15 protein-coding genes are annotated in these 21,156 nt (G+C 72.1%); 11 read left to right on the top strand and 4 right to left on the bottom strand.

Annotated elements, in window-relative coordinates:
• The first annotated feature begins 37 nt into the window (after window positions 1-37).
• Window positions 38-1,537 (top strand): GTPase HflX, encoded by a 1,500-nt coding sequence (gene hflX / locus ABT381_RS08710; RefSeq protein WP_351589832.1) that lies wholly within the window; start codon window positions 38-40, stop codon window positions 1,535-1,537.
• A gap of 103 nt (window positions 1,538-1,640) precedes the next feature.
• Here hflX and ABT381_RS08705 read toward each other — a convergent pair whose 3' ends face one another.
• Window positions 1,641-2,855 carry a trypsin-like serine peptidase gene (locus ABT381_RS08705; protein ID WP_351589829.1) on the bottom strand — a complete coding sequence of 405 codons (1,215 nt, stop codon included), beginning with the start codon at window positions 2,853-2,855 and terminating at the stop codon, window positions 1,641-1,643.
• Between the two features lie 358 nt (window positions 2,856-3,213).
• Between ABT381_RS08705 and ABT381_RS08700 the strand changes: the two genes are divergently transcribed.
• From ABT381_RS08700 to ABT381_RS08680, 5 genes are all read left to right on the top strand, one after another.
• Window positions 3,214-4,632 carry a diaminobutyrate--2-oxoglutarate transaminase family protein gene (locus ABT381_RS08700; RefSeq protein ID WP_467754711.1) on the top strand — a complete coding sequence of 473 codons (1,419 nt, stop codon included), beginning with the start codon at window positions 3,214-3,216 and terminating at the stop codon, window positions 4,630-4,632.
• A 491-nt stretch (window positions 4,633-5,123) separates the two neighbouring features.
• Window positions 5,124-7,031, top strand: a complete 1,908-nt coding sequence (locus ABT381_RS08695) for an IucA/IucC family protein (protein WP_351589891.1) — start codon at window positions 5,124-5,126, stop codon at window positions 7,029-7,031.
• Window positions 7,032-7,085: 54 nt separating this feature from the next.
• A complete protein-coding gene (locus ABT381_RS08690) occupies window positions 7,086-7,868 on the top strand; it encodes a GNAT family N-acetyltransferase (protein ID WP_351589826.1) in 783 nt (260 codons plus the stop codon).
• A gap of 121 nt (window positions 7,869-7,989) precedes the next feature.
• Window positions 7,990-9,936 carry an IucA/IucC family protein gene (locus ABT381_RS08685; protein WP_351589823.1) on the top strand — a complete coding sequence of 649 codons (1,947 nt, stop codon included), beginning with the start codon at window positions 7,990-7,992 and terminating at the stop codon, window positions 9,934-9,936.
• Window positions 9,937-10,011: 75 nt separating this feature from the next.
• The gene (locus ABT381_RS08680) at window positions 10,012-12,051 is read left to right on the top strand and encodes an ATP-dependent DNA helicase (RefSeq protein ID WP_351589820.1); all 2,040 of its coding nucleotides are present in this window, start codon (window positions 10,012-10,014) and stop codon (window positions 12,049-12,051) included.
• Window positions 12,052-12,215: 164 nt separating this feature from the next.
• Here the strand turns inward: ABT381_RS08680 and lexA are convergent, their stop codons facing one another.
• Entirely contained in the window at window positions 12,216-13,007 is a 792-nt protein-coding gene (gene lexA, locus ABT381_RS08675) for a transcriptional repressor LexA (protein WP_351589818.1), read from the bottom strand.
• Window positions 13,008-13,546: 539 nt separating this feature from the next.
• Between lexA and nrdR the strand changes: the two genes are divergently transcribed.
• Both nrdR and ABT381_RS08665 read left to right on the top strand, forming a co-directional pair.
• Entirely contained in the window at window positions 13,547-14,068 is a 522-nt protein-coding gene (gene nrdR, locus ABT381_RS08670) for a transcriptional regulator NrdR (RefSeq protein ID WP_030260734.1), read from the top strand.
• A 121-nt stretch (window positions 14,069-14,189) separates the two neighbouring features.
• Window positions 14,190-17,066 (top strand): vitamin B12-dependent ribonucleotide reductase, encoded by a 2,877-nt coding sequence (locus ABT381_RS08665; RefSeq protein WP_351589814.1) that lies wholly within the window; start codon window positions 14,190-14,192, stop codon window positions 17,064-17,066.
• 173 nt (window positions 17,067-17,239) lie between these two features.
• Here the strand turns inward: ABT381_RS08665 and ABT381_RS08660 are convergent, their stop codons facing one another.
• On the bottom strand, window positions 17,240-17,782 hold the full coding sequence (locus ABT381_RS08660) for a TerD family protein (RefSeq protein ID WP_351589812.1): 543 nt from the start codon (window positions 17,780-17,782) through the stop codon (window positions 17,240-17,242).
• A 268-nt stretch (window positions 17,783-18,050) separates the two neighbouring features.
• On the opposite strand from ABT381_RS08660, the gene ABT381_RS08655 reads away from it, so the two are divergent.
• Window positions 18,051-18,656: a YdbC family protein gene (locus ABT381_RS08655; protein WP_351589809.1), complete on the top strand. Its 606-nt coding sequence runs from the start codon at window positions 18,051-18,053 to the stop codon at window positions 18,654-18,656.
• A 44-nt stretch (window positions 18,657-18,700) separates the two neighbouring features.
• Here the strand turns inward: ABT381_RS08655 and ABT381_RS08650 are convergent, their stop codons facing one another.
• Window positions 18,701-19,357, bottom strand: coding sequence for a TetR/AcrR family transcriptional regulator (locus ABT381_RS08650; protein ID WP_351589806.1), 657 nt, complete (start codon window positions 19,355-19,357; stop codon window positions 18,701-18,703).
• Between the two features lie 196 nt (window positions 19,358-19,553).
• Between ABT381_RS08650 and ABT381_RS08645 the strand changes: the two genes are divergently transcribed.
• Together ABT381_RS08645 and ABT381_RS08640 are read left to right on the top strand one after the other, a co-directional pair.
• Window positions 19,554-20,213 (top strand): histidine phosphatase family protein, encoded by a 660-nt coding sequence (locus tag ABT381_RS08645; RefSeq protein WP_351589803.1) that lies wholly within the window; start codon window positions 19,554-19,556, stop codon window positions 20,211-20,213.
• A 10-nt stretch (window positions 20,214-20,223) separates the two neighbouring features.
• Window positions 20,224-21,138, top strand: a complete 915-nt coding sequence (locus ABT381_RS08640) for an ADP-ribosylglycohydrolase family protein (RefSeq protein WP_351589800.1) — start codon at window positions 20,224-20,226, stop codon at window positions 21,136-21,138.
• The last annotated feature ends 18 nt before the right edge of the window (window positions 21,139-21,156 follow it).

The raw sequence follows: 21,156 nt of genomic DNA, 5'->3' as shown, positions 1-21,156 counted from the left end.
GCCCTGCGCGGGACGTCCCAACGACACAAAGGATCAAATGACCTCCTCTTCTTCCCTTCCTCAGCAGGACCGACAGCGCCTCCACGAGAGCCTTCGGGCCGACGCCCTGATGGAAGAGGACGTCGCCTGGAGCCACGAGATCGACGGGGCGCGTGACGGCGACCAGTACGACCGCTCCGCGCGCGCGGCACTGCGCCGCGTGGCGGGCCTGTCCACCGAGCTCGAGGACGTCACCGAGGTCGAGTACCGACAGCTGCGCCTGGAGCGCGTGGTGCTGGTGGGCGTATGGACCTCCGGGACGGTCCTCGACGCGGAGAATTCCCTCGCGGAGCTGGCCGCCCTGGCCGAGACCGCGGGCGCGCTGGTGCTGGACGGTGTGATCCAGCGCCGTGACAAGCCGGACCCGGCGACGTACATCGGCTCGGGCAAGGCCCAGGAGCTGCGCGACATCGTGCTGGAGTCCGGCGCCGACACCGTCGTCTGCGACGGTGAGCTGAGCCCCGGCCAGCTGATCCACCTGGAGGACGTCGTCAAGGTCAAGGTGGTCGACCGGACCGCCCTGATCCTCGACATCTTCGCCCAGCACGCCAAGTCCCGAGAGGGCAAGGCGCAGGTCGCGCTGGCACAGATGCAGTACATGCTCCCCCGGCTGCGCGGCTGGGGTCAGTCGCTGTCCCGGCAGATGGGTGGCGGTGGCTCCGGTTCGGCGGGCGGCGGCATGGCCACCCGTGGTCCCGGTGAGACCAAGATCGAGACGGACCGGCGGCGGATCCGCGAGAAGATGGCGAAGATGCGCCGGGAGATCGCGGAGATGAAGACCGGGCGCGACATCAAGCGCCAGGAACGCCGGCGCAACAAGGTCCCCTCGGTAGCCATCGCGGGGTACACGAACGCGGGCAAGTCCTCGCTGCTCAACCGCCTCACAGGCGCCGGTGTCCTGGTGGAGAACGCCCTGTTCGCCACCCTGGACCCGACCGTCCGGCGGGCCGAGACGCCCAGCGGGCGGCTGTACACCCTGGCCGACACGGTCGGCTTTGTACGGCACCTCCCGCACCACCTCGTCGAGGCGTTCCGCTCCACGATGGAGGAGGTCGGCGACTCCGACCTCATCCTGCACGTGGTCGACGGCTCGCACCCGGTGCCCGAGGAGCAGCTGGCGGCCGTCCGCGAGGTGATCCGCGACGTCGGCGCGCAGGACGTGCCGGAGATCGTGGTCGTCAACAAGGCGGACGCGGCCGACCCGCTCGTGCTGCAGCGCCTGCTGCGCCAGGAGAAGCACGCCATCCTGGTCTCGGCCCGTACGGGCCAGGGCATCGAGGAGCTGCTCGCCCTGATCGACGAGGAGCTGCCGCGGCCCAGCGTCGAGATCGAGGCGCTGGTCCCGTACACCCACGGTCAGCTGGTCTCGCGGACGCACGCCGAGGGCGAGGTGATCTCCGAGGAGCACACCGCGGAGGGCACGGTCCTCAAGGCCCGCGTCCATGAAGAGCTGGCGGCGGAGCTGCAGCCGTACGTACCGGCGGCAGCGGGCGGCTGAGCCGCACCGCCGGCCCGGCGGTGGCACCGACGCACGAGGGCCCGCTCCCCATCCCGGGGAGCGGGCCCTCACGCATGTCCGCTACGGGTGCCGTGCGTGCCGGCTACTGGTTCGCGAACTTCTTGCTCACGCCCTCGTACACGCCCTTGGCCTCCGCGCCCAGGTGCGGCCCGGCCAGCCAGGTGGCGGTCACCGGCCCGATCGAGGTGTTGGAGACCAGCGCCGTCCGGCCCTGCTGGTCCTTGGCGAACCACGGGCCGCCGGACGAACCGGCCGTCATCGTGCAGCCGATGCGGTACATCGTGGGCTGCGCGGTGTCCAGCGACAGCCGGCCGGGCTTCGCCGGGCACTGCTGCATCGTCTGGCCGTCGAACGGCTTGGCGGCCGGGTAGCCCTGCGCGGTCATCGACGCGATCTTCGGCACGGCCGGCGCGTTGAACTGCACCGGATAGGCCGACCCGACCGTCTCCTCCAGCGACTTGGTGTTGCCCGCCTCCGGCTTCACGTGCAGCACGGCGAAGTCGTACGGCGCGCCCTGGCCGCCCGTCTTCGCGCCACCGTCGATCCACTGCTGCGAGGTCTGCGCCGCGTCGGCCCAGAACACGCCCTTCGGGGCCAGCTGTTCCTTCGTCGCGCCCTGCAGCTCGGCGGCGGACTTGCCGCCGTCGTTGTACGAGGGCACGAAGGCGATGTTGCGGTACCAGCCGCCGTTCTTGCCCGCGTGCACGCAGTGCCCCGCCGTCCACACCAGGTTCGACTTGCCCGGGTGCGCCGGGTCCTCGACCACCGCGCCCGAGCAGACCATCGAGCCCTCGGGGCTGTCGAAGAACACCTTGCCGACGCCGGGCGCATTGTCGCTGTACGGCGCGCTGACCGGCTGCGCCTTCACGGGCGCCGGCTCGGGGTCGGTGACGCCCTGGTCACCGGAGATGTCCTCCGGCTCGACCGGCTTGTCGGGCTGCTCGGCGTCCTTCATCCGGTCCGGGTCCCACAGCCCCTTGATGTAGGGGTTCACGAACTGGCCGGCCTCACGCAGCCACTTCTTCTTGTCCCAGTTCTTCCACTCGCCGTGCTTCCAGTCGTCCAGATTCACGCCGAGGTCCTTGAGCTTGTCCTGCAGCTCCTTGGGGATCTTCAGCTCGCCGCCGCCCGGCTGGTCCACGGCCGACTGGTCCGGCTGCGAGCCGGCGTTGTCGTCCGAGGGGCCGCAGGCGGTGGCGGTCAGCGCCAGCGCGCCGACCAGCGCGGCCGCGGCGACGCCACGCGTGGTGCGGCGTCCGGCACGTGGCCGGGCGGCGGACGGGCGGATGGATCGCATGACTTGTTTCCCCCTGGGTGTGTTCGGCGACCGCTGCGACGATCGTCCGGCGAGCGCATTCGCGACCGTCCGGCGGCTGTTGGCGATCGGTATGGACTTGTTCGGACCGTTCCGCCGGTTCTGGTGGCCGGTCCGGAATGCAGAGCCCCACTATGCCGGTGCCGTGGGGGACGGCGCCGGGCGGGTCCGCGGTTCCGGCCGCCAAGGATCTTTGGCGAGGCCGTGATCCGGTGCCCGCGATGTCGTTGGTACGTACGGGGGACGGCCGGTCCGTGTTCACGGGGCGGCCCACAGAGCCGGCGACCGGCGCCGACGAGCGCGCCGGGAGCCCGTGGAACAGCAGGAGGACAACACCGCCGTGGCCTTGACCCAGCCTCCGCCGATGGCACCGCCGCTGGACCGTGAGCAGATCCTGCGGAGGCAGTCGCTCCGCGAGTCCGCCGCCCGCACGTACGCGCGTTCCCTGCCCATCGTCCCGGTCCGCGCCCGCGGGCTGACGATCGAGGGCGCGGACGGCCGCCGCTATCTCGACTGCCTCTCCGGCGCCGGCACGCTCGCGCTCGGACACAACCACCCCGTTGTGCTCGAAGCGATTCGCGCCGTCCTGGACTCCGGTGCGCCCCTGCACGTCCTGGATCTCGCCACTCCCGTCAAGGACGCCTTCACCACCGAGCTGTTCGCCACGCTGCCGCGGGAGCTGGCCGAGCACGGGAAGGTGCAGTTCTGCGGCCCGGCCGGCACGGACGCCGTCGAGGCCGCGCTGACGCTGGTACGGACGGCGACCGGACGCGACGGCCTGATGGCGTTCACCGGCGCGTACCACGGCATGACGGCGGGGGCGCTCGCCGCATCCGGGGGCGCGCGGGACACCTCCGTGACCCGGCTGCCGTATCCGTACGCCTATCGCTGCCCCTTCGGAGGCGGGGGCGGGGATGCCTCCGAGAGCGGGGGCGCGCACGGCGCGGAACTGGCCGCGCGCTGGGCGGAGAACGCCCTCGCCGACCCCAAGAGCGGCGTGCCGCGCCCGGCCGGCATGATCCTGGAGCCCGTCCAGGGCGAGGGCGGCGTGATCCCCGCGCCCGACAGCTGGCTGCGCCGGATGCGCGAGCTCACCGCCGCGCACGACGTGCCGCTGATCGTCGACGAGGTGCAGACCGGCGTCGGCCGCACCGGCGCCTTCTGGGCGATCGACCACAGCGGCATCGTCCCGGACGTCCTCGTCCTCTCCAAGGCCATCGGCGGCAGCCTGCCGCTCGCGGTGATCGTCTACCGCGAGGAGCTGGACACCTGGCGCCCCGGCGCGCACGCCGGCACCTTCCGCGGCAACCAGCTCGCGATGGCGGCGGGCGCCGCGACGCTCGCGTACGTACGCGAGAACGGCCTCGCCGCCCACGCCGCCGAGCTGGGCGCGCGCATGCTCGCCCGGTTGCGCGGCCTGGCCGGGCAGCACGACTGCGTCGGCGACGTCCGCGGCCGCGGCCTGATGCTCGGCGTCGAACTGGTCGACCCCGAAGGACCCGTGGGGCCGGACGGCGCTCCGCCGCCCGCCTCCCTGCTGGCCGCCGAGGTCCAGCAGCAGTGCCTGGACCGCGGCCTGATCGTGGAGCTCGGCGGCCGCGGCTCCGCCGTCGTACGCCTGCTCCCGCCGCTCACCCTCACCGACGAACAGGCCGACGCCGTACTCGACCGCCTCGCCGACGCCATCGCGGCGGCGGTCAGCGCCACCCCCGGACCGACGGGTTCGCCCCTCCCCACCATGCGAGGCACCACCCCATGACCGAACGCCTTGGCCCTGCGACGAACGGCCCGGCCGGCCCCGCCCCGGACGCCTCACCCGCGGCGGAGCCCCCGGCCGACGGACCGTGCGCGAGCCCGTCGCCGACGGAGATGCCCGGCGGGGGCGGCTCCCGGGAGGACGGGGCGCCGGCGGTGCCGCCGGAGGGCGGTGCGAGTGGCGGCCGCCGTGAGGTGGCCGACGCCGGCCTGCCGCCGGAGGTGCGTTCCGGTACCGGTGAGCCCGTGGCGGCGGACGCGTCGGCGTCCGAAGCGTCGGAGCCGCCAGAGCCGTCTGAGCCGTGTGAGCCGTCTGCATCGTCGGAGTCGACAAAGCCGTCCGGGCCGTTCGAGTCGTCCGAGTCGTCCGAGTTGTCCGACGAGCCCAGCGTCCCGCGGCAGGCGCGCCGCATCGGCCATGTGTGCGAGCCGGGGATGCTCAGTTCCCGGGCGGCCGTCGGGATCGCCTTCGGCGTCGGGGCAGCCATGCGGGACATGCGGCAACCGGTCGGTACGGAGCGGGACACGGACCCCGATCCGTCGAAGTGCCCCGACCCGCTGGAGCACCCCGATCCGGCGGCGGCCGCGGACGCGGCGGGTGTCGAGAACCTGCTGCGCTGCTGGGTCCGGGAGAGCGGTACGCCGCGCCCGCCCGGCGCCCACCTCCGGCTCCCGCTGGACGCCACCGGCACCACCCTGCGCATCCCCGTCCGCTACTGGTCGGCGACCGGCTGCCACCGCTTCGGCCCGCCCGTACTGGAGGAGGCGCCGGAAGGCGCGCCGACTGTGGACGCCGTCACGTTGGCCGCCCTGCTGCACCGCGAGGCGGCCTTCGGCGGGTCCGACGCTGCTGAGCGGCCCGGCGCGTTCATCGAGGAGGCCACGGAGGGACCCGCGGAGGGGGCCACGGAGGGGACTGCAGAGGGAGCCGCCGAAGGATCCCCCGGAGGATCCCCCGAGGGCGCCGCCGAGCTGATCGGCCGCGTGGCCGACTCCGTACGCTGCACCGCCGCCATCCTCGCCGACCGGCGGACCCGTCCCGCCGGCTCGCACGCCGACCGCTTCCTCGAAGGCGAGCAGTCGCTGATCCTGGGGCACCCGCTGCACCCCACACCGAAGAGCCGCGAGGGCCTCTCCGAGGGGGACCTGCGCGCGTACTCCCCGGAGCTGCGCGGCTCCTTCCCGCTGCACTGGCTGGCCGTGCACCGCTCCGTACTGGCCGCGGACTCGGCCTGGACCGCGCGCGGCCGTGCCGTGCCGCCCGGCCGGCTCGCCGCCGATCTCACCGGTGACGGCCTCGAACTGCCCGGCGACACCGTCCCGTTGCCGCTGCACCCGTGGCAGGCCCGCGAGGTACGGCACCGCCCCGACGTCGCCGCGCTCCTGGACGCCGGCCTGCTGCACGACCTCGGCCCGCACGGCCCGCACTGGCACCCCACCTCCTCCGTGCGGACCGTCCACTGCCCCGGCGCGGACGCCATGCTCAAGCTCTCCCTCGGGCTTCGGATCACCAACTCGCGCCGGGAGAACCTCCGCAAGGAGCTGCAGCGCGGCGTCGAGGTCCACCGCCTCCTCCGCAGCGGCCTCGCCGCACAGTGGCGCGCGGCCCACCCGGGCTTCGACATCGTCCGCGACCCGGCCTGGCTTGCCGTGACGGGCACCGACGGCGAGCCGGTCCGCGGCCTCGACGTCGTCTTCCGGCACAACCCCTTCGGGCCGGACGACGACGCCGTGTGCGTCGCCGGCCTCACCTCGCCGCGGCCGTGGCCGGGCCACGAGGGCCTGCGTTCCCGCCTCGCCGACCTCATCGGCACGCTGACCGCGCGCACCGGCCGGCCCGCCGGAGCGGTCGCCGCCGAGTGGTTCCTGCGGTACCTCCACGCCGTCGTACGGCCCGTCCTGTGGCTCGACGGCACCGCGGGCGTCGCGCTGGAGGCCCACCAGCAGAACACCCTCGTCCTGCTCGACGCGGACGGCTGGCCGAGCGGCGGCCGGTACCGCGACAACCAGGGCTACTACTTCCGCGAGTCCCGGCGCGCCGAGCTGGACCGGCGGCTGCCCGGCATCGGCGTCGAGAGCGACACCTTCGTGCCCGACGACGTCACCGACGAGCGCTTCGCCTACTACCTCGGCATCAACAACGTCCTCGGGCTGATCGGCGCGTTCGGCGCGCAGGGGCTCGCGGACGAGGGCGTACTCCTCGCGGCCTTCCGACGGTTCCTGACCGGGGCCGCCGCCGAGCCGGCGGCGCACCGCTCGCCGCTCCCCGAACGCCTCCTCGCCGCCCGGACCCTGCGGTGCAAGGCCAACCTGCTCACGCGGCTGCACGGCCTGGACGAGCTCGTCGGGCCGGTCGACACCCAGTCCGTCTACGTCACCCTCCCCAACCCCCTGAACCCGTGAGCCATGAGGCCACCGACCCGTGCCCCCGTGAGCCCACGAGAGGAGCACCCCGCCGTGCCCCCCACCGAACCCCCGGCCTCCCTGGCCCCCGCCCCGGACACGGCCCCGGCCCCCGCTCCGGACCCGGCCGCCGCCTCCGCCGGGAGCGTCCTCGCCCCCTGTGACGCTCTGCGTGACACGGTCGACCTCCGGCTGCCGCCCGAGCTGACCGTCCTCGGGGCCGAGGACACCGTTCCGCAGCTGCGCCCCGGCGACCCGGCGGCCGGCCCGCTCCTCGACGCGCTCGCCGGATGGGGCCCCGCCGAGACCCCGGCCGGGCCCTTCCAGCTCGTACCCGTCCGGCCGGAGCGCGACCTCGCGCTGATCGCCGGCTGGATGAACGACCCGGCCGTGGCCGCGTTCTGGGAGCTGGCCGGGCCGCCCGGGACCACCGAAGCGCACCTGCGGACCCAGCTCGACGGCGACGGCCGCAGTGTGCCCTGCCTGGGCGTGCTGGCCGGCGTCCCCATGAGCTACTGGGAGATCTACCGCGCCGATCTCGACCCGCTCGCCCGCTACTACCCGGCCCGCCCGCACGACACCGGTGTGCACCTGCTCATCGGCGGCGTCGCCGACCGCGGCCGCGGCCTGGGCAGCACCCTGCTGCGGGCCACCGCCGACCTCGTCCTGGACCACCGCCCGCAGTGCGGCCGGGTCGTCGCCGAGCCCGACCTGCGCAACACCCCCTCCATCGCCGCCTTCCTCAGCGCCGGCTTCCGCTTCGCCGCGGAGACCGAGCTGCCCGACAAGCGCGCCGCCCTGATGATCCGCGACCGCGCCCTGCGCACCGTCCTGTGATCCGCCACCGGCCCCGGACCCCGGCCCACCCCGCTCACGCCCTCCCCGTAACCCCTCCCTCCCTCAACAATCCGCTGCGAATTCCCTTATGCCGCTCACCCCGAGCACCGAGGAGCCAGCCTTGTCACCTTCCGCCCAGCCCGCCCATACCACCGGCCGTACAGAACCGACCGGCGCCGCCGCCCCGAGCGGCCCGGCCGACGCCACCGTTCCGACCGGCCCGAGCGGCCCGGCCGACGCTGCCGATCCGACCGGCCCGAGCGGCCCGGCCGACGCTGCCGATCCGACCGGCCCGACGGGCTCCGCGTCCCCCAGCGCCCCCGCCGACGCGGCCTGGCGGCGCGCCGCCCGCCGCCTCCTCGCCAAGACGCTCGCGGAGCTGGCGTACGAGGAGGTCATCGCCCCCGAGCCGGACGGCACCGCCCCCTGCGGCAGCCAGCGCTACCGCCTTCGCCTCACCCCCGAGGTCACGTACCGCTTCCACGCCCGCCGCGGCGCATACGGGCACTGGCGCGTCGACCCGGACTCCGTCACGCCCACCGGCGACCCCCTGCACTTCCTCTTCCACGCCCACGACACCGCCCTGGGCCTGAGCGGTGACACCACCGGCCACCTCATCCGCGAGCTGACCGCCACGCTCGCCGCCGACACCCGGCTGGACGCCACCGCCCTCACCGCCGCCGAGCTGGCCGACCTCGACTACGCGGCCCTCGAAGGCCACCAGACCGGCCACCCCTGGCTGGTCGCCAACAAGGGACGGCTCGGCTTCTCCGCCGCCGACGCCGAGCGCTGGGCCCCCGAAGTCCGCACCCCCTGCCGGCTGCCCTGGATCGCCGCCCACCGCGACCTCGCGCGCTACCGCGGCACCGGCCCGCTGGCCACCCCCGACCGTCTCTACTCCGAAGAACTCACCCCCGATCTCCGCAACGCCTTCGCCCGCACCCTCGCCGACCAGGGCCTCGACCCCGACGACTACCTCTATCTCCCCGTCCACCCCTGGCAGTGGGACGAGACCATCGCCCCGCTCTACGCCCCCCAAATCGCCGGCAAATTCATCGTCCCACTCACCACTGACAACGACCTCCGGCTGCCGCAGCAGTCGATCCGCACCTTTCTCAACACCAGCCGCCCGCACGCCCGCACGGTCAAGCTCCCCCTGTCCGTGCTGAACACGCTCGTCTGGCGCGGCCTGCCCACCGAGCGCACCCTCGCAGCCCCCGCCGTCACCGCCTGGGTCCAGGGCCTGCGCGACGCCGACCCGTATCTCCGCGACGAGACCCGCGTGATCCTCCTCGGCGAGACCGCGTCCGTCACCGTCGAACACCCTCTGTACGACCGCCTCCCCGGCGTCCCGTACCAGTACAAGGAACTGCTCGGCTGCATCTGGCGCGAGCCGGTCGCCCCGTTGCTCGATCCCGGGGAGCGCGCCCGCACTCTCGCCTCGCTCCTGCAGACCGACCCGCACGGCCGCGCGCTGACCGCCGAGCTGGTGCACCGCTCCGGGCTCGCGCCGCGCACCTGGCTGCGCCACCTCTTCGCCGCCCTGCTGCCGCCGCTGCTGCACTTCCTCTACCAGTACGGCACCGTCTTCTCCCCGCACGGCGAGAACGCCATCGTCTGCTTCGACGCGCACGACGTGCCCACCCGCCTCGCGGTCAAGGACTTCGTGGACGATGTGAACACCACGGACGGCCCGCTGCCCGAACTGGCCGCCATGCCCGAGGACGTACGCGAGACCCTGCTCACCGAACCGCCCGGGTTCCTGACCCAGTTCATCCATTCCGGGCTGTTCGTCGGCGTGTTCCGCTACCTGGCGCCGTTGTGCGAGGAGCAACTCGGCGTACCCGAAGGTGACTTCTGGTCACTCGTACGGGCCGAGATCCTGCGCCACCACGAGCGCTTCCCGCACCTCAAGGAGCGGCACACGATGTTCGACCTGCTCACCCCGCAGATCGAGCGGCTCTGCCTCAACCGCAACCGTCTCCACATGGACGGTTACCGTGATCGTCCGCACCGCCCGCACGCCGCCGTGCACGGCATGATCCCGAATCCGCTGCACGCCCCCTGACGCGCCCGTGCGACCGGCCACGGACCGGCCTGGACGCGGTGGAGTGTCAGTGGGCCCGCGTAGGGTGGCAACGCTATGACGAAGCCCTCCCTCCCCGAACTGCTCCATGCCGCCGTCACCGCCGTCGGCGGCACCGAGCGCCCCGGCCAGGTCGCCATGGCCGAGGCGGTCGCCGAGGCCGTCGACGACGGCACCCACCTGCTCGCCCAGGCCGGCACCGGCACCGGAAAGTCCCTCGGCTATCTGGTCCCGGCGCTGGCGCACGGCGAGCGGGTGGTGATCGCGACGGCCACTCTGGCGCTCCAGCGCCAGCTGGTCGAGCGCGACCTGCCGCGTACGGTCGAGTCGCTGCATCCGCTGCTCCGCCGCCGGCCGCAGTTCGCCATGCTCAAGGGCCGGTCGAACTATCTCTGTCTGCACCGCCTCCACGAGGGCGTGCCGCAGGAAGAGGAGGAGGGCCTGTTCGACCCCTTCGAGCAGGCGACGCCGACGAGCAAGCTCGGCAAGGACCTGCTGCGGCTCCGGGACTGGGCGGACGAGACGGAGACCGGCGACCGGGACGCGCTGACGCCGGGCGTCTCCGACCGGGCGTGGGGCCAGGTCTCGGTGACCTCCCGGGAGTGCCTGGGCGCATCGAAGTGCGCGTACGGCGCGGAGTGCTTCGCGGAAGCCGCCCGGGAGCGGGCCAAGCTCGCCGACGTCGTCGTCACGAACCACGCGCTGCTCGCGATCGACGCCATCGAGGGCGCGCCGGTCCTGCCGCAGCACGAAGTACTGATCATCGACGAGGCCCACGAGCTGGTCTCCCGGGTCACCGGCGTGGCCACGGGGGAGCTCACTCCGGGCCAGGTCAACCGCGCGGTGCGGCGCGCCGCCAAGCTCGTGAACGAGAAGGCCGCCGACCAGCTGCAGACCGCCTCCGAGACGTTCGAGCGGCTGATGGAGCTGGCGCTGCCGGGCCGCCTGGAGGAGATCCCGGAGGACCTGGGGTACTGCCTGATGGCGCTGCGTGACGCCGCCCGTACGGTGATCTCCGCGCTCGGCTCGACCCGCGACAAGTCCGTCCAGGACGAGGACGCCGTACGCAAGCAGGCGCTGGCCTCCGTGGAGAACGTGCACGCGGTCGCCGAGCGGATCGCGAACGGCTCCGAGTACGACGTGGTCTGGTACGAGCGGCACGACCGCTTCGGCGCCTCGCTCCGTGTCGCCCCGCTGTCGGTGTCGGGGCTGCTGCGCGAGAAGCTCTTCGACGACCGCTCGGTCGTGCTGACCTCGGCGACCCTCAAGCTCGGCGGCGACTTCAACGGCGTGGCGGCCTCGCTGGGACTGGCCCCCGAAGGCACGCAGGGCGAGGACGTGCCCCCGTGGAAGGGCCTGGACGTCGGCTCGCCGTTCGATTACGCGAAGCAGGGCATTCTGTACGTCGCCAAGCATCTGAACCAGCCGGGGCGCGAGGGCACCCGTACGGACATGCTGGACGAGCTGGCGGAGCTGGTGGAGGCGGCCGGCGGGCGCACGCTCGGGCTGTTCTCCTCGATGCGGGCCGCGCAGGCGGCCGCCGAGGCGCTGCGCGGCCGCCTGGACGTGCCGATCCTGCTGCAGGGCGAGGAGACGCTCGGCGAGCTGATCCGGGCGTTCGCGGCGGATCCCCGTACGTGCCTGTTCGGGACGCTGTCGCTGTGGCAGGGCGTGGACGTGCCGGGGGCGAGCTGCCAGCTGGTGGTCATGGACCGGGTGCCGTTCCCGCGCCCCGACGATCCGCTGATGAGCGCCCGCCAGAAGGCCGTGGAGGAGGCCGGCGGGAATGGCTTCATGGCGGTCGCGGCGACGCACGCGGCGCTGCTGATGGCCCAGGGCGCCGGCCGCCTGATCCGCGCCTCCGGGGACCGCGGCGTGGTCGCCTGCCTGGACCCCCGGGTCGAGCGGGCGCGGTACGGCTCGTTCCTGCGCGCCTCGATGCCCGGCTTCTGGTACACCACCGACCGCAACCAGGTCCGCCGCTCCCTGGCGGCGATCGACGCGGCGGCACAGGCGGCGGAACAGGCGCCGGAACAGACCCCGCAAGCGGCCACGGAAGAGGCCGCGGAGCAGACCGCGGAGGCGGACGCCTCCTAGCCCTCCGGGAGCCCGCAGACGGACGTACGCGGGCTCCGGGCGAGACGTACGCGGGCCCCGCAGGGGGACATGCGCGGGCCCCGGACACCAGTCGATGTCCGGGGCCCGTCACGCCGATCGCAGCCTGCCCCGCGAGGGCGGCTGCGGTGCGGCCACGTGCGTACTCACACTCGGCGGAGCACCGCCACGACCTTGCCGAGAATGGTCGCCTCGTCGCCGGGGATGGGCTGGTACGCGGCGTTGTGCGGCAGCAGCCACACATGGCCGTCCTCGCGCTTGAAACGCTTCACCGTGGCCTCGCCGTCGAGCATCGCGGCGACGATGTCGCCGTTCTCCGCGACCGGCTGGCGGCGGACCGTGACCCAGTCGCCGTCGCAGATCGCGGCCTCGACCATGGAGTCACCGACGACCTTCAGCACGAACAGCTCGCCGTCGCCCACCAGCTGCCGGGGGAGCGGGAAGACGTCCTCGACGGACTCCTCCGCGAGGATCGGGCCACCGGCGGCGATCCGGCCCACCAGCGGGACGTACGACGCCGCGGGCTTGCCCGTGGTGTCCGCCGGGGCCGAGGCGGGCTGGTCCGAGCCGCGGACCTCGTACGCCCGCGGGCGGTGCGGGTCGCGGCGCAGGAAGCCCTTGCGCTCCAGGGCCATCAGCTGATGTGCCACCGACGACGTGCTCGACAGGCCCACCGCCTGGCCGATCTCGCGCATGGACGGCGGATACCCGCGCCGTTGGACGGAGTCCCGGATGACCTCGATGACCCGCCGCTGCCGGTCGGTGAGGCCCGAGCTGTCCGCACGGATTCCTGGAGGCCGCCCCGGCAGCGAGCGTGCCGGCTTCTGGCCCTCCGGGCTCACCGTGGCGTCGTCCACCGGCGGTTTCTGCGCCGGCTCGAAGCGGCCCTGGGAGTGGCTTTGTGCGGCGATGATCGCGCTGTCTGCGGTGGTGGTCACGTCGGCCCCTCTCGGAATGTTCTCCCTAGTTAGCCAACGGTAGTTGCTTTCGAAAGGTTGCGCCAAACACACGTTCGAGTGAAAATCCGTGGATTAGCTGACCTGATCAGGGAATCGGGTGTATGGCCGACGGGCGGCCGAAAGGCGATAACGGGCATTACGGTACCGTTCCCGCCGGGAATCCCCGGCGGCGGGTCCCCGCTCCTCCGCGGTTCCGCGACGATCACGGCCTGGCCGCCGTGACCTGCCCAAGTCTGTCATTGCCGCCCCTCCGCAGCGGTCACCGGGGGGTCTCACGTACCCTCGTGGCTGCTGCGCCGCCGCGACACGCGGTTGTGTGCATTTTCTCGCCCGGCACCACATGTAGTGCTTGGATGGGCGACAGCCACCAGACGTTGTGGTCCATGGTCTTCTTCGGCCCGTGGATCGCCTATGCTTGTGGTCGCTCCGGAGGCCCCCGTTCGGGCCCTGTCCGGGCTATCAGCCGTACGCCGAATTGGGTGGCGTACGTCCGTTTTCGAGGGTGAGGAGGGCAAGCCATGCACTGCCCCTTCTGCAGGCACCCCGACAGCCGGGTCGTGGACAGCCGCACCACCGACGACGGCACGTCGATCCGTCGCCGCCGGCAGTGCCCCGACTGCTCCCGGCGGTTCACGACGATCGAGACGGCGTCACTCACGGTGATCAAGCGGAGCGGGGTCACCGAGCCCTTCAGCCGCGACAAGGTCATCGCCGGCGTGCGCAAGGCGTGCCAGGGCCGGCCGGTCACCGAGGACGCGCTCGCCAAGCTCGGCCAGCGCGTCGAGGAGGCGGTCCGCGCGACCGGCAGCGCAGAGCTGTCCACCCACGATGTCGGGCTCGCCATACTGGGCCCGCTCCAGGAGCTGGACCTCGTGGCGTACCTGCGCTTCGCGAGCGTGTACCGGGCGTTCGACTCGCTCGAAGATTTTGAGGCGGCCATCGCGGAGCTGCGTGAGCAGCGGCCGCCCTCGCACCACTGCGGGAACTGCGGGGAGGCCGAGAATTCGGCGGTCCCCGTGCCCGCCCCCGCCGCCGACTGAGCTCGGCGCGCGACCCGGACCTCGCCGGAGCTGAGCAGGAGCCCCGGCGCAGCAAGACATACACCGTGCCACGGGAAGAAGTGTGCACATCAGGGCGTTTACGCCCGTACAGGGAGGCGGCATGACAGAGACGACGAGCGGCCCGGCGCGAGGCTCCCGAAAGGGCAGCAAGGCGAGCAAGGGTCTGCGTATCGAGCGCATTCACACCACCCCCGGCGTGCATCCGTACGACGAGGTGGCGTGGGCGAGCCGAGACGTCGTCATGACCAATTGGCGCGACGGCTCGGTCAATTTCGAGCAGCGTGGCGTCGAGTTCCCCGACTTCTGGTCGGTGAACGCGGTCAACATCGTCACAAGCAAGTACTTCCGTGGCGCGGTCGGCAGCCCGGAGCGGGAGAAGAGCCTCAAGCAGCTCATCGACCGCGTGGTGAAGACGTACCGGAAGTCCGGTGAGGAGAACGGTTACTTCGCCTCCCCGGCCGACGCGGAGATCTTTGAACACGAGCTGGCGTACGCGCTGCTCCACCAGGTCTTCAGCTTCAACTCGCCGGTCTGGTTCAACGTCGGCACCAAGCAGCCGCAGCAGGTCAGCGCCTGCTTCATCCTCTCCGTCGACGACTCCATGGAGTCGATCCTGGACTGGTACAAGGAAGAGGGGATGATCTTCAAGGGCGGCTCCGGCGCCGGCCTGAACCTCTCCCGCATCCGCTCCTCCAAGGAGCTGCTCTCCTCCGGCGGCAACGCCTCGGGCCCGGTCTCCTTCATGCGCGGCGCCGACGCGTCCGCCGGCACCATCAAGTCGGGCGGCGCCACCCGCCGCGCCGCCAAGATGGTCGTCCTGGACGTGGACCACCCGGACGTCGAGGCGTTCATCGAGACCAAGGTCTCCGAGGAGGAGAAGATCCGCGCGCTGCGCGACGCGGGCTTCGACATGGACCTGGGCGGCGACGACATCGCGTCCGTCCAGTACCAGAACGCCAACAACTCGGTCCGCGTGAACGACGAGTTCATGAAGGCCGTGGAGTCCGGCTCGAAGTTCGGCCTGCGCGGCCGGATGGACAACGAGGTCATCGAGGAGGTCGACGCCAAGGGCCTGTTCCGCAAGATGGCCGAGGCCGCCTGGGCGTGCGCCGACCCCGGTATCCAGTACGACGACACCATCAACCACTGGCACACCTCGCCGGAGTCGGGCCGGATCACCGCCTCGAACCCGTGCAGCGAGTACATGCACCTGGACAACTCCTCGTGCAACCTCGCCTCGCTCAACCTCATGAAGTTCCTGCGCGACGACGACAAGGGCAACCAGTCGTTCGACGCGGAGCGCTTCGCCAAGGTCGTCGAGCTGGTCATCACGGCGATGGACATCTCCATCTGCTTCGCCGACTTCCCGACCGAGAAGATCGGCGAGACCACCCGCGCCTTCCGCCAGCTGGGCATCGGTTACGCCAACCTGGGCGCCCTGCTCATGGCCACCGGCCACGCGTACGACTCCGACGGCGGCCGCGCGCTCGCCGGCGCCATCACCTCCCTGATGACCGGTACCTCGTACAAGCGCTCCGCCGAGCTGGCCTCGGTCGTCGGCCCGTACGACGGTTACGCCCGCAACGCCGACGCCCACAAGCGCGTCATGAAGCAGCACGCGGACGCCAACGGTGCCGCCACGCGCATGGACGACCTGGACACCCCGGTGTGGGCCGCGGCCACCGAGGCGTGGCAGGACGTCGTCCGCCTCGGTGAGAAGAACGGCTTCCGCAACGCGCAGGCCTCCGTGCTGGCCCCCACCGGCACCATCGGCCTGATGATGGACTGCGACACCACGGGCGTCGAGCCGGACCTGGCCCTGGTCAAGTTCAAGAAGCTCGTCGGCGGCGGCTCGATGCAGATCGTGAACAACACGGTCCCGAAGGCGCTGAAGCGCCTGGGCTACCAGCCCGAGCAGGTCGAGGCGATCGTCGCCCACATCGCCGACCACGGCAACGTGATCGACGCCCCGGCCCTGAAGCCCGAGCACTACGAGGTCTTCGACTGCGCCATGGGCGAGCGCTCCATCTCCCCGATGGGCCACGTCCGCATGATGGCCGCCGCTCAGCCGTTCCTCTCCGGCGCGATCTCCAAGACGGTCAACGTCCCGGAGACCGCCACGGTCGAGGAGATCGAGGACGTCTACTTCCAGGGCTGGAAGCTCGGCCTGAAGGCGCTCGCGATCTACCGCGACAACTGCAAGGTCGGCCAGCCGCTCTCCGCCAAGAAGAAGGAGGAGGAGAAGAAGGCCGAGCCGGTCGCCGAGAAGAAGGTCGTCGAGTACCGCCCGGTCCGCAAGCGTCTCCCGAAGGGCCGTCCCGGCATCACCACCTCCTTCACCGTCGGCGGCGCCGAGGGTTACATGACGGCCAACTCCTACCCGGACGACGGCCTGGGTGAGGTCTTCCTGAAGATGTCCAAGCAGGGCTCGACCCTCGCGGGCATGATGGACGCCTTCTCCATCGCGGTCTCGGTCGGCCTCCAGTACGGCGTGCCGCTGGAGACCTACGTCTCGAAGTTCACCAACATGCGCTTCGAGCCGGCCGGCATGACGGACGACCCGGACGTGCGGATGGCGCAGTCGATCGTCGACTACATCTTCCGCCGCCTGGCGCTGGACTTCCTGCCCTTCGAGACCCGCTCGGCGCTCGGCATCCACTCCGTCGAGGAGCGCCAGCGCCACCTGGAGACCGGTTCGTACGAGCCGGCCGAGGAAGAGGTGGACATCCAGGGCCTGGCCCAGTCCGCCCCGCTGACCCCGGCGACCCAGCACTCCGCGCCGACCTCCACCCAGGAAGTCGTCGAGGAGACCGCGGCACCGGCCCCGAAGCAGGCGCACACCAACGCGGAGCTGGTCGAGATGCAGCTGGGCATCAACGCCGACGCCCCGCTGTGCTTCTCCTGCGGCACGAAGATGCAGCGCGCCGGCAGCTGCTACCTCTGCGAGGGCTGCGGCTCCACGAGCGGCTGCAGCTGACGCGAGCGACAGCGCACCGGACGCGGCCGCTGAGCGTCCGCTCCGGAGGGCGCTGAGCCGCACCTGAGCGAGGGCGCCGACCATCGGTCGGCGCCCTCTCGGCCGTGGCGGGGCGGGCGTGGGGCGCCGCGTGGTGAACAGGCGCGTGACGCGGCTTGGCCGGCCGGGCCCGGTCACCGTCCGGCGGTGCCGGGCCTGTTCCCCATCGACGAGGCGAAGTCATCGGGGTCGGCGTCGTACCCGCGCACCCCGCCGACGAGCTGCCATTCCCCGTCACCGTCCCGGACGAACTCCGCGACCACCGCGGCCGTGGCGCCGGGACAACGGCCGAAGTCGTCCTCCGCCAGCACTTCGTAGCCCTCCAGGACGCGCACGAGGGTGTGCGGTATGTCGCCGAAGGTCCGGTGCCCGCCCCGCTGCTGGATGGCGACGCCCACCACCACCCGGCCGTACCTCTCCGCCAGTCGCGAGAATTCCAGCGTCATCGCCTCGTCGACGCCGAACCCCTGGCCCGTCCTGCTGTCCCGGTTCAGGGTGATCGTGCCGTCGGGGGAGCGGCTGTCGAAGTGCACGAGGTACGCGGGCTCGCCGTACAGCGCGTCCGTGGTGTACGTCGCGGCGATGATGTCGAGGTCGTTGGCGGGCTCGCCCTGGGGGCTCGGGTCCCATTTCAGCGTGACCTCGGCCTTGTCGATCCCCTTGTTGAGACTGCTCACCAGACTTCCCTTCTTCCGCCCCGGAGCACCGTGGCTGGGCCGTCCGCCTGCCGCCGGTGTTCCGGTGGAGACCGGTCCGGCGGCCAACCACCGGCTGCTTCCCAGGACTTGCCCATGCTGCTGCTTCCCGTGAATCACCCATGCTGCCACGAGGGTGTGACAAGCAGGGTGCGCCCGCCCTCATCCGCCATGTACGGCGCATGAGTTGAAGTGTGCGTACTGTGACGCGCAGTGACACGAGAGACGCCAGGGGCCGTACGATGGCGCGGTGCTGGTCAAGTGGATTCGCTGCACTGTTGTGGACCGTCGGGGGTTCGAACGGGGGCAGCGCAAATGGGCGGGGCTGCCCGGAGAGCCGGGCTTCCGAGGGCAGGGCGGCGGCTGGAGCCGTACTCGCCCCGGCGTCGCGCACCTCGTGGCCTTCTGGGAGAGCAGGGCGTTCTACGACTCGTTCATGGCGAGATCGCACGACCGCCTGGCCGCCGCGCAGATCGGCACGTACAAGAACGGCCAGACCCGCCTCTTCGAACACGAGCTGGACGTGAAGGTCGGCTTCCGTCCCGTCTTCGCGGACGCCGACGTGCTGCGGCTGGCGTACTGCCAGGTCAGGCCGGACCGGGTCGACCACTACAAGCTGATGCAGGAGAAAGTCTGGAACCCCGCGATGGCGGGCTCCCCCGGGATGCTGCGCGGCCTGTTGGGGCGCGCCCCGGGGGAGGAGTTCCTGGTCCTCTCGATGTGGCAGTCGGCGGCCGAACGCGGCAAGTACCGCCCCGAACGCCTCGAACGCCTGGCCCTGCGGGCCCAGACGGCCGCGGACATCGTGGGGATCACGGGGGACGTGGTCGATCTGGAGCCTTCTTGGACGGTGTGACGGCGTAACGGCGTAACGGTGTCGCGCCGTGACCTCGCCCGCGCTCAGTCGTCCGTCGTGAACGTTCCTGCGTGTGCCGCCGCAAGGGTGACGGCGACGGCCTGGTCGGCGGCCGGCTCGTCCAGGCCCTCGCGGGTGATGAACAGGCGGAAGAACAGCGGGGCCGCCACCGCGCGTACCAGTGCTCCGCCGTCGACGGCCGACCGCGGGCCCGGCAGCTCGCCGCGCGCGACGGCGCGGTCCACGATCGCCTCGCAGCGCGTGAACCGTTCGGCGTAGTACGCGCGCAGCGCCTGCGCGGCCGGCTCGGACTGGAAGGCGGCGGCGATCACCGCCGAGCTGGGCGCGGCGGCCGCCGGGTCGGCGAAGGAGTGCACGACCTCCAGCGCGAGCGCGCGCAGGTCGCCGTCGAGCGAACCGGTGTCGGGCGGGGTCCAGCTGTCCTCGCCGGCCAGCTCGAGCGTGTCGGCGACCAGTCCGTCGACCCCGCCCCAGCGGCGGTAGAGCGTCGTTTTGTGCACGCCGGAGTGCTCGGCGACGTACTCGACGGTCAGGCCGGAGTAGCCGTGCTCGGTGAGTCCGGCCAGTACGGCGTCGCGGACGGCCGCCCGCGTGCGTGCGGTACGGCCGCCGGGCCGGCGGGTGCCCGGGCGCGCGGCGCCGGCTCCGCCCCTGGTCTGCGGCGTCTGCTCGTTGTCCACAGGCAAAGACTACTCCAGTTGCGTTAGGTGATGGATCATGTCATCATCGTCAACGTAACGCAACAACCGTTGCGTTTCGATTCGTACGGCCGCCGGTGCGGTCGCGGGGGAGGTCACCAGTGTTCACCCAGGTCTTCGGGTCCGGCGTCCGGGAGCGCCTCGGGCATGGGGCGGCGCCTCGTCTTAGGCTGGCGGTATGGCACGCCCCCGACGCATCGTCCTCATCAGGCATGGAGAGTCCGACGGAAATATCGATGACACGGTGTACGAGCGGGAGCCGGATCACGCCCTGAGTCTGACGGAGCGCGGCGTCAAGCAGGCCGAGGAGGCCGGTGCGCAGCTGCGGACGATGTTCGGCGACGAGCGAATATCCGCGTACGTCTCTCCGTACCGCCGCACGCACCAGACGTTCCAGGCGCTCGGCCTGGACAAGGAGCGGGTCCGGGTGCGCGAGGAGCCGCGGCTGCGCGAGCAGGACTGGGGGAACTGGCAGGACCGGGACGACGTACGGCTCCAGAAGGCGTACCGCGACGCCTACGGCCACTTCTTCTACCGCTTCGCCCAGGGCGAGTCGGGTGCGGACGTCTACGACCGGGTGGGCGCGTTCCTGGAGAGCCTGTGGCGCAGCTTCGAGGCACCCGACCATCCGCCGAACGTTCTGATCGTCACGCACGGACTGACCATGCGGTTGTTCTGTATGAGGTGGTTCCACTGGACCGTCGCCGAATTCGAATCACTGTCCAATCCCCACAACGCCGATCACCGCACTCTGCTGCTCGGTCCGGACGGGCGGTACCGCCTTGACCGGCCGTTCGAGAGCTGGTGTACACCGCAGTCCTACGGGGTCACCGGTTAGAGTTCACCCGATGACCGCCGATCACCGTGACAGTGACGCACAGCGCTTCGCGCGGGCCCTGGAGAGCCTGCGGGGGCTCGCCGTGGGCGATGCCCTGGGATCCCAGTTCTTCGTGCCCGCCAACTACCCCGCGCTCAAGAGCCGCGCCCTGCCGTCGGCGCCCTGGCGGTGGACCGACGACACCGAGATGGCCGCTTCCGTGCTGGCCGTACTGACCGAGCACGGCCGCATCGACCAGGACGCGCTCGCCCGCTCCTTCGCGGAGCACCACGACGTCGACCGTGCCTACGGTCCCGCCGTGGACCGCCTGCTCCGTCAGGTGCGGGAGGGGCGGGACTGGCGCGAGCTGGCCTCGGCGCTCTTCAAGGGGCAGGGCTCATGGGGCAACGGTGCCGCCATGCGCATCGCCCCGTTGGGTGCCTGGTACGCCGACGATCCCGAGCAGGCCACGCACCAGGCGGAGATCTCCGCGTACGTCACGCACCAGCACCGCGAGGCGGTCGTCGGGGCGATGGCGGTCGCGGCCGCCGCCGCGCTCGTCGCCGCGCCGGACCGCACCACCGGCCCGGAGGCGCTGCTGGACGGCGTCATGGAGCTCATCCCGCGCAGCGCGGTCCAGGCGGGGCTGCGCCGTGCCCGCGACATGCTCGACTACGCCGACGCGAGCACGGTCGCCGCGGTGCTCGGCTGCGGCCGGCGGACCACCGCCCACGACACCGTGCCGTTCACGCTGTGGGCCGCCGCCCGCAACCTGGGCAACTACGAGCAGGCGTTCTGGACCACCGTCCGGGCGGGTGGTGACGTGGACACCACGTGCGCGATCGTCGGCGCCATCGTCGCGGCGGGCCCGGAGGGCGCGCCCCCGGAGGAGTGGCTGGCCGGCACGGAGGACCTCCCGCCCTGGACACCGAGCGGCGTGGCCTGAGGGCCTGCCGCCGGGAGG

The organism is Streptomyces sp. NPDC000151 (genome assembly GCF_040301705.1).
Classification (GTDB): Bacteria; Actinomycetota; Actinomycetes; order Streptomycetales; family Streptomycetaceae; genus Streptomyces.
The sequence above is the reverse complement of the archived record's forward strand: the minus strand, read 5'-3'. Positions and strand labels throughout refer to the sequence as shown.

What these genes read in the sequence shown, in the direction of transcription:
- nrdR (WP_030260734.1), top strand. Translation starts at nt 13,547, where the DNA reads ATGCACTGCCCCTTCTGCAGGCACCCCGACAGCCGGGTCGTGGACAGC.
- ABT381_RS08640 (WP_351589800.1), top strand. Translation starts at nt 20,224, where the DNA reads ATGACCGCCGATCACCGTGACAGTGACGCACAGCGCTTCGCGCGGGCC.
- ABT381_RS08680 (WP_351589820.1), top strand. Translation starts at nt 10,012, where the DNA reads ATGACGAAGCCCTCCCTCCCCGAACTGCTCCATGCCGCCGTCACCGCC.
- hflX (WP_351589832.1), top strand. Translation starts at nt 38, where the DNA reads ATGACCTCCTCTTCTTCCCTTCCTCAGCAGGACCGACAGCGCCTCCAC.
- ABT381_RS08665 (WP_351589814.1), top strand. Translation starts at nt 14,190, where the DNA reads ATGACAGAGACGACGAGCGGCCCGGCGCGAGGCTCCCGAAAGGGCAGC.
- ABT381_RS08695 (WP_351589891.1), top strand. Translation starts at nt 5,124, where the DNA reads ATGCGGCAACCGGTCGGTACGGAGCGGGACACGGACCCCGATCCGTCG.
- ABT381_RS08705 (WP_351589829.1), bottom strand. Translation starts at nt 2,855, where the DNA reads ATGCGATCCATCCGCCCGTCCGCCGCCCGGCCACGTGCCGGACGCCGC.
- ABT381_RS08645 (WP_351589803.1), top strand. Translation starts at nt 19,554, where the DNA reads ATGGCACGCCCCCGACGCATCGTCCTCATCAGGCATGGAGAGTCCGAC.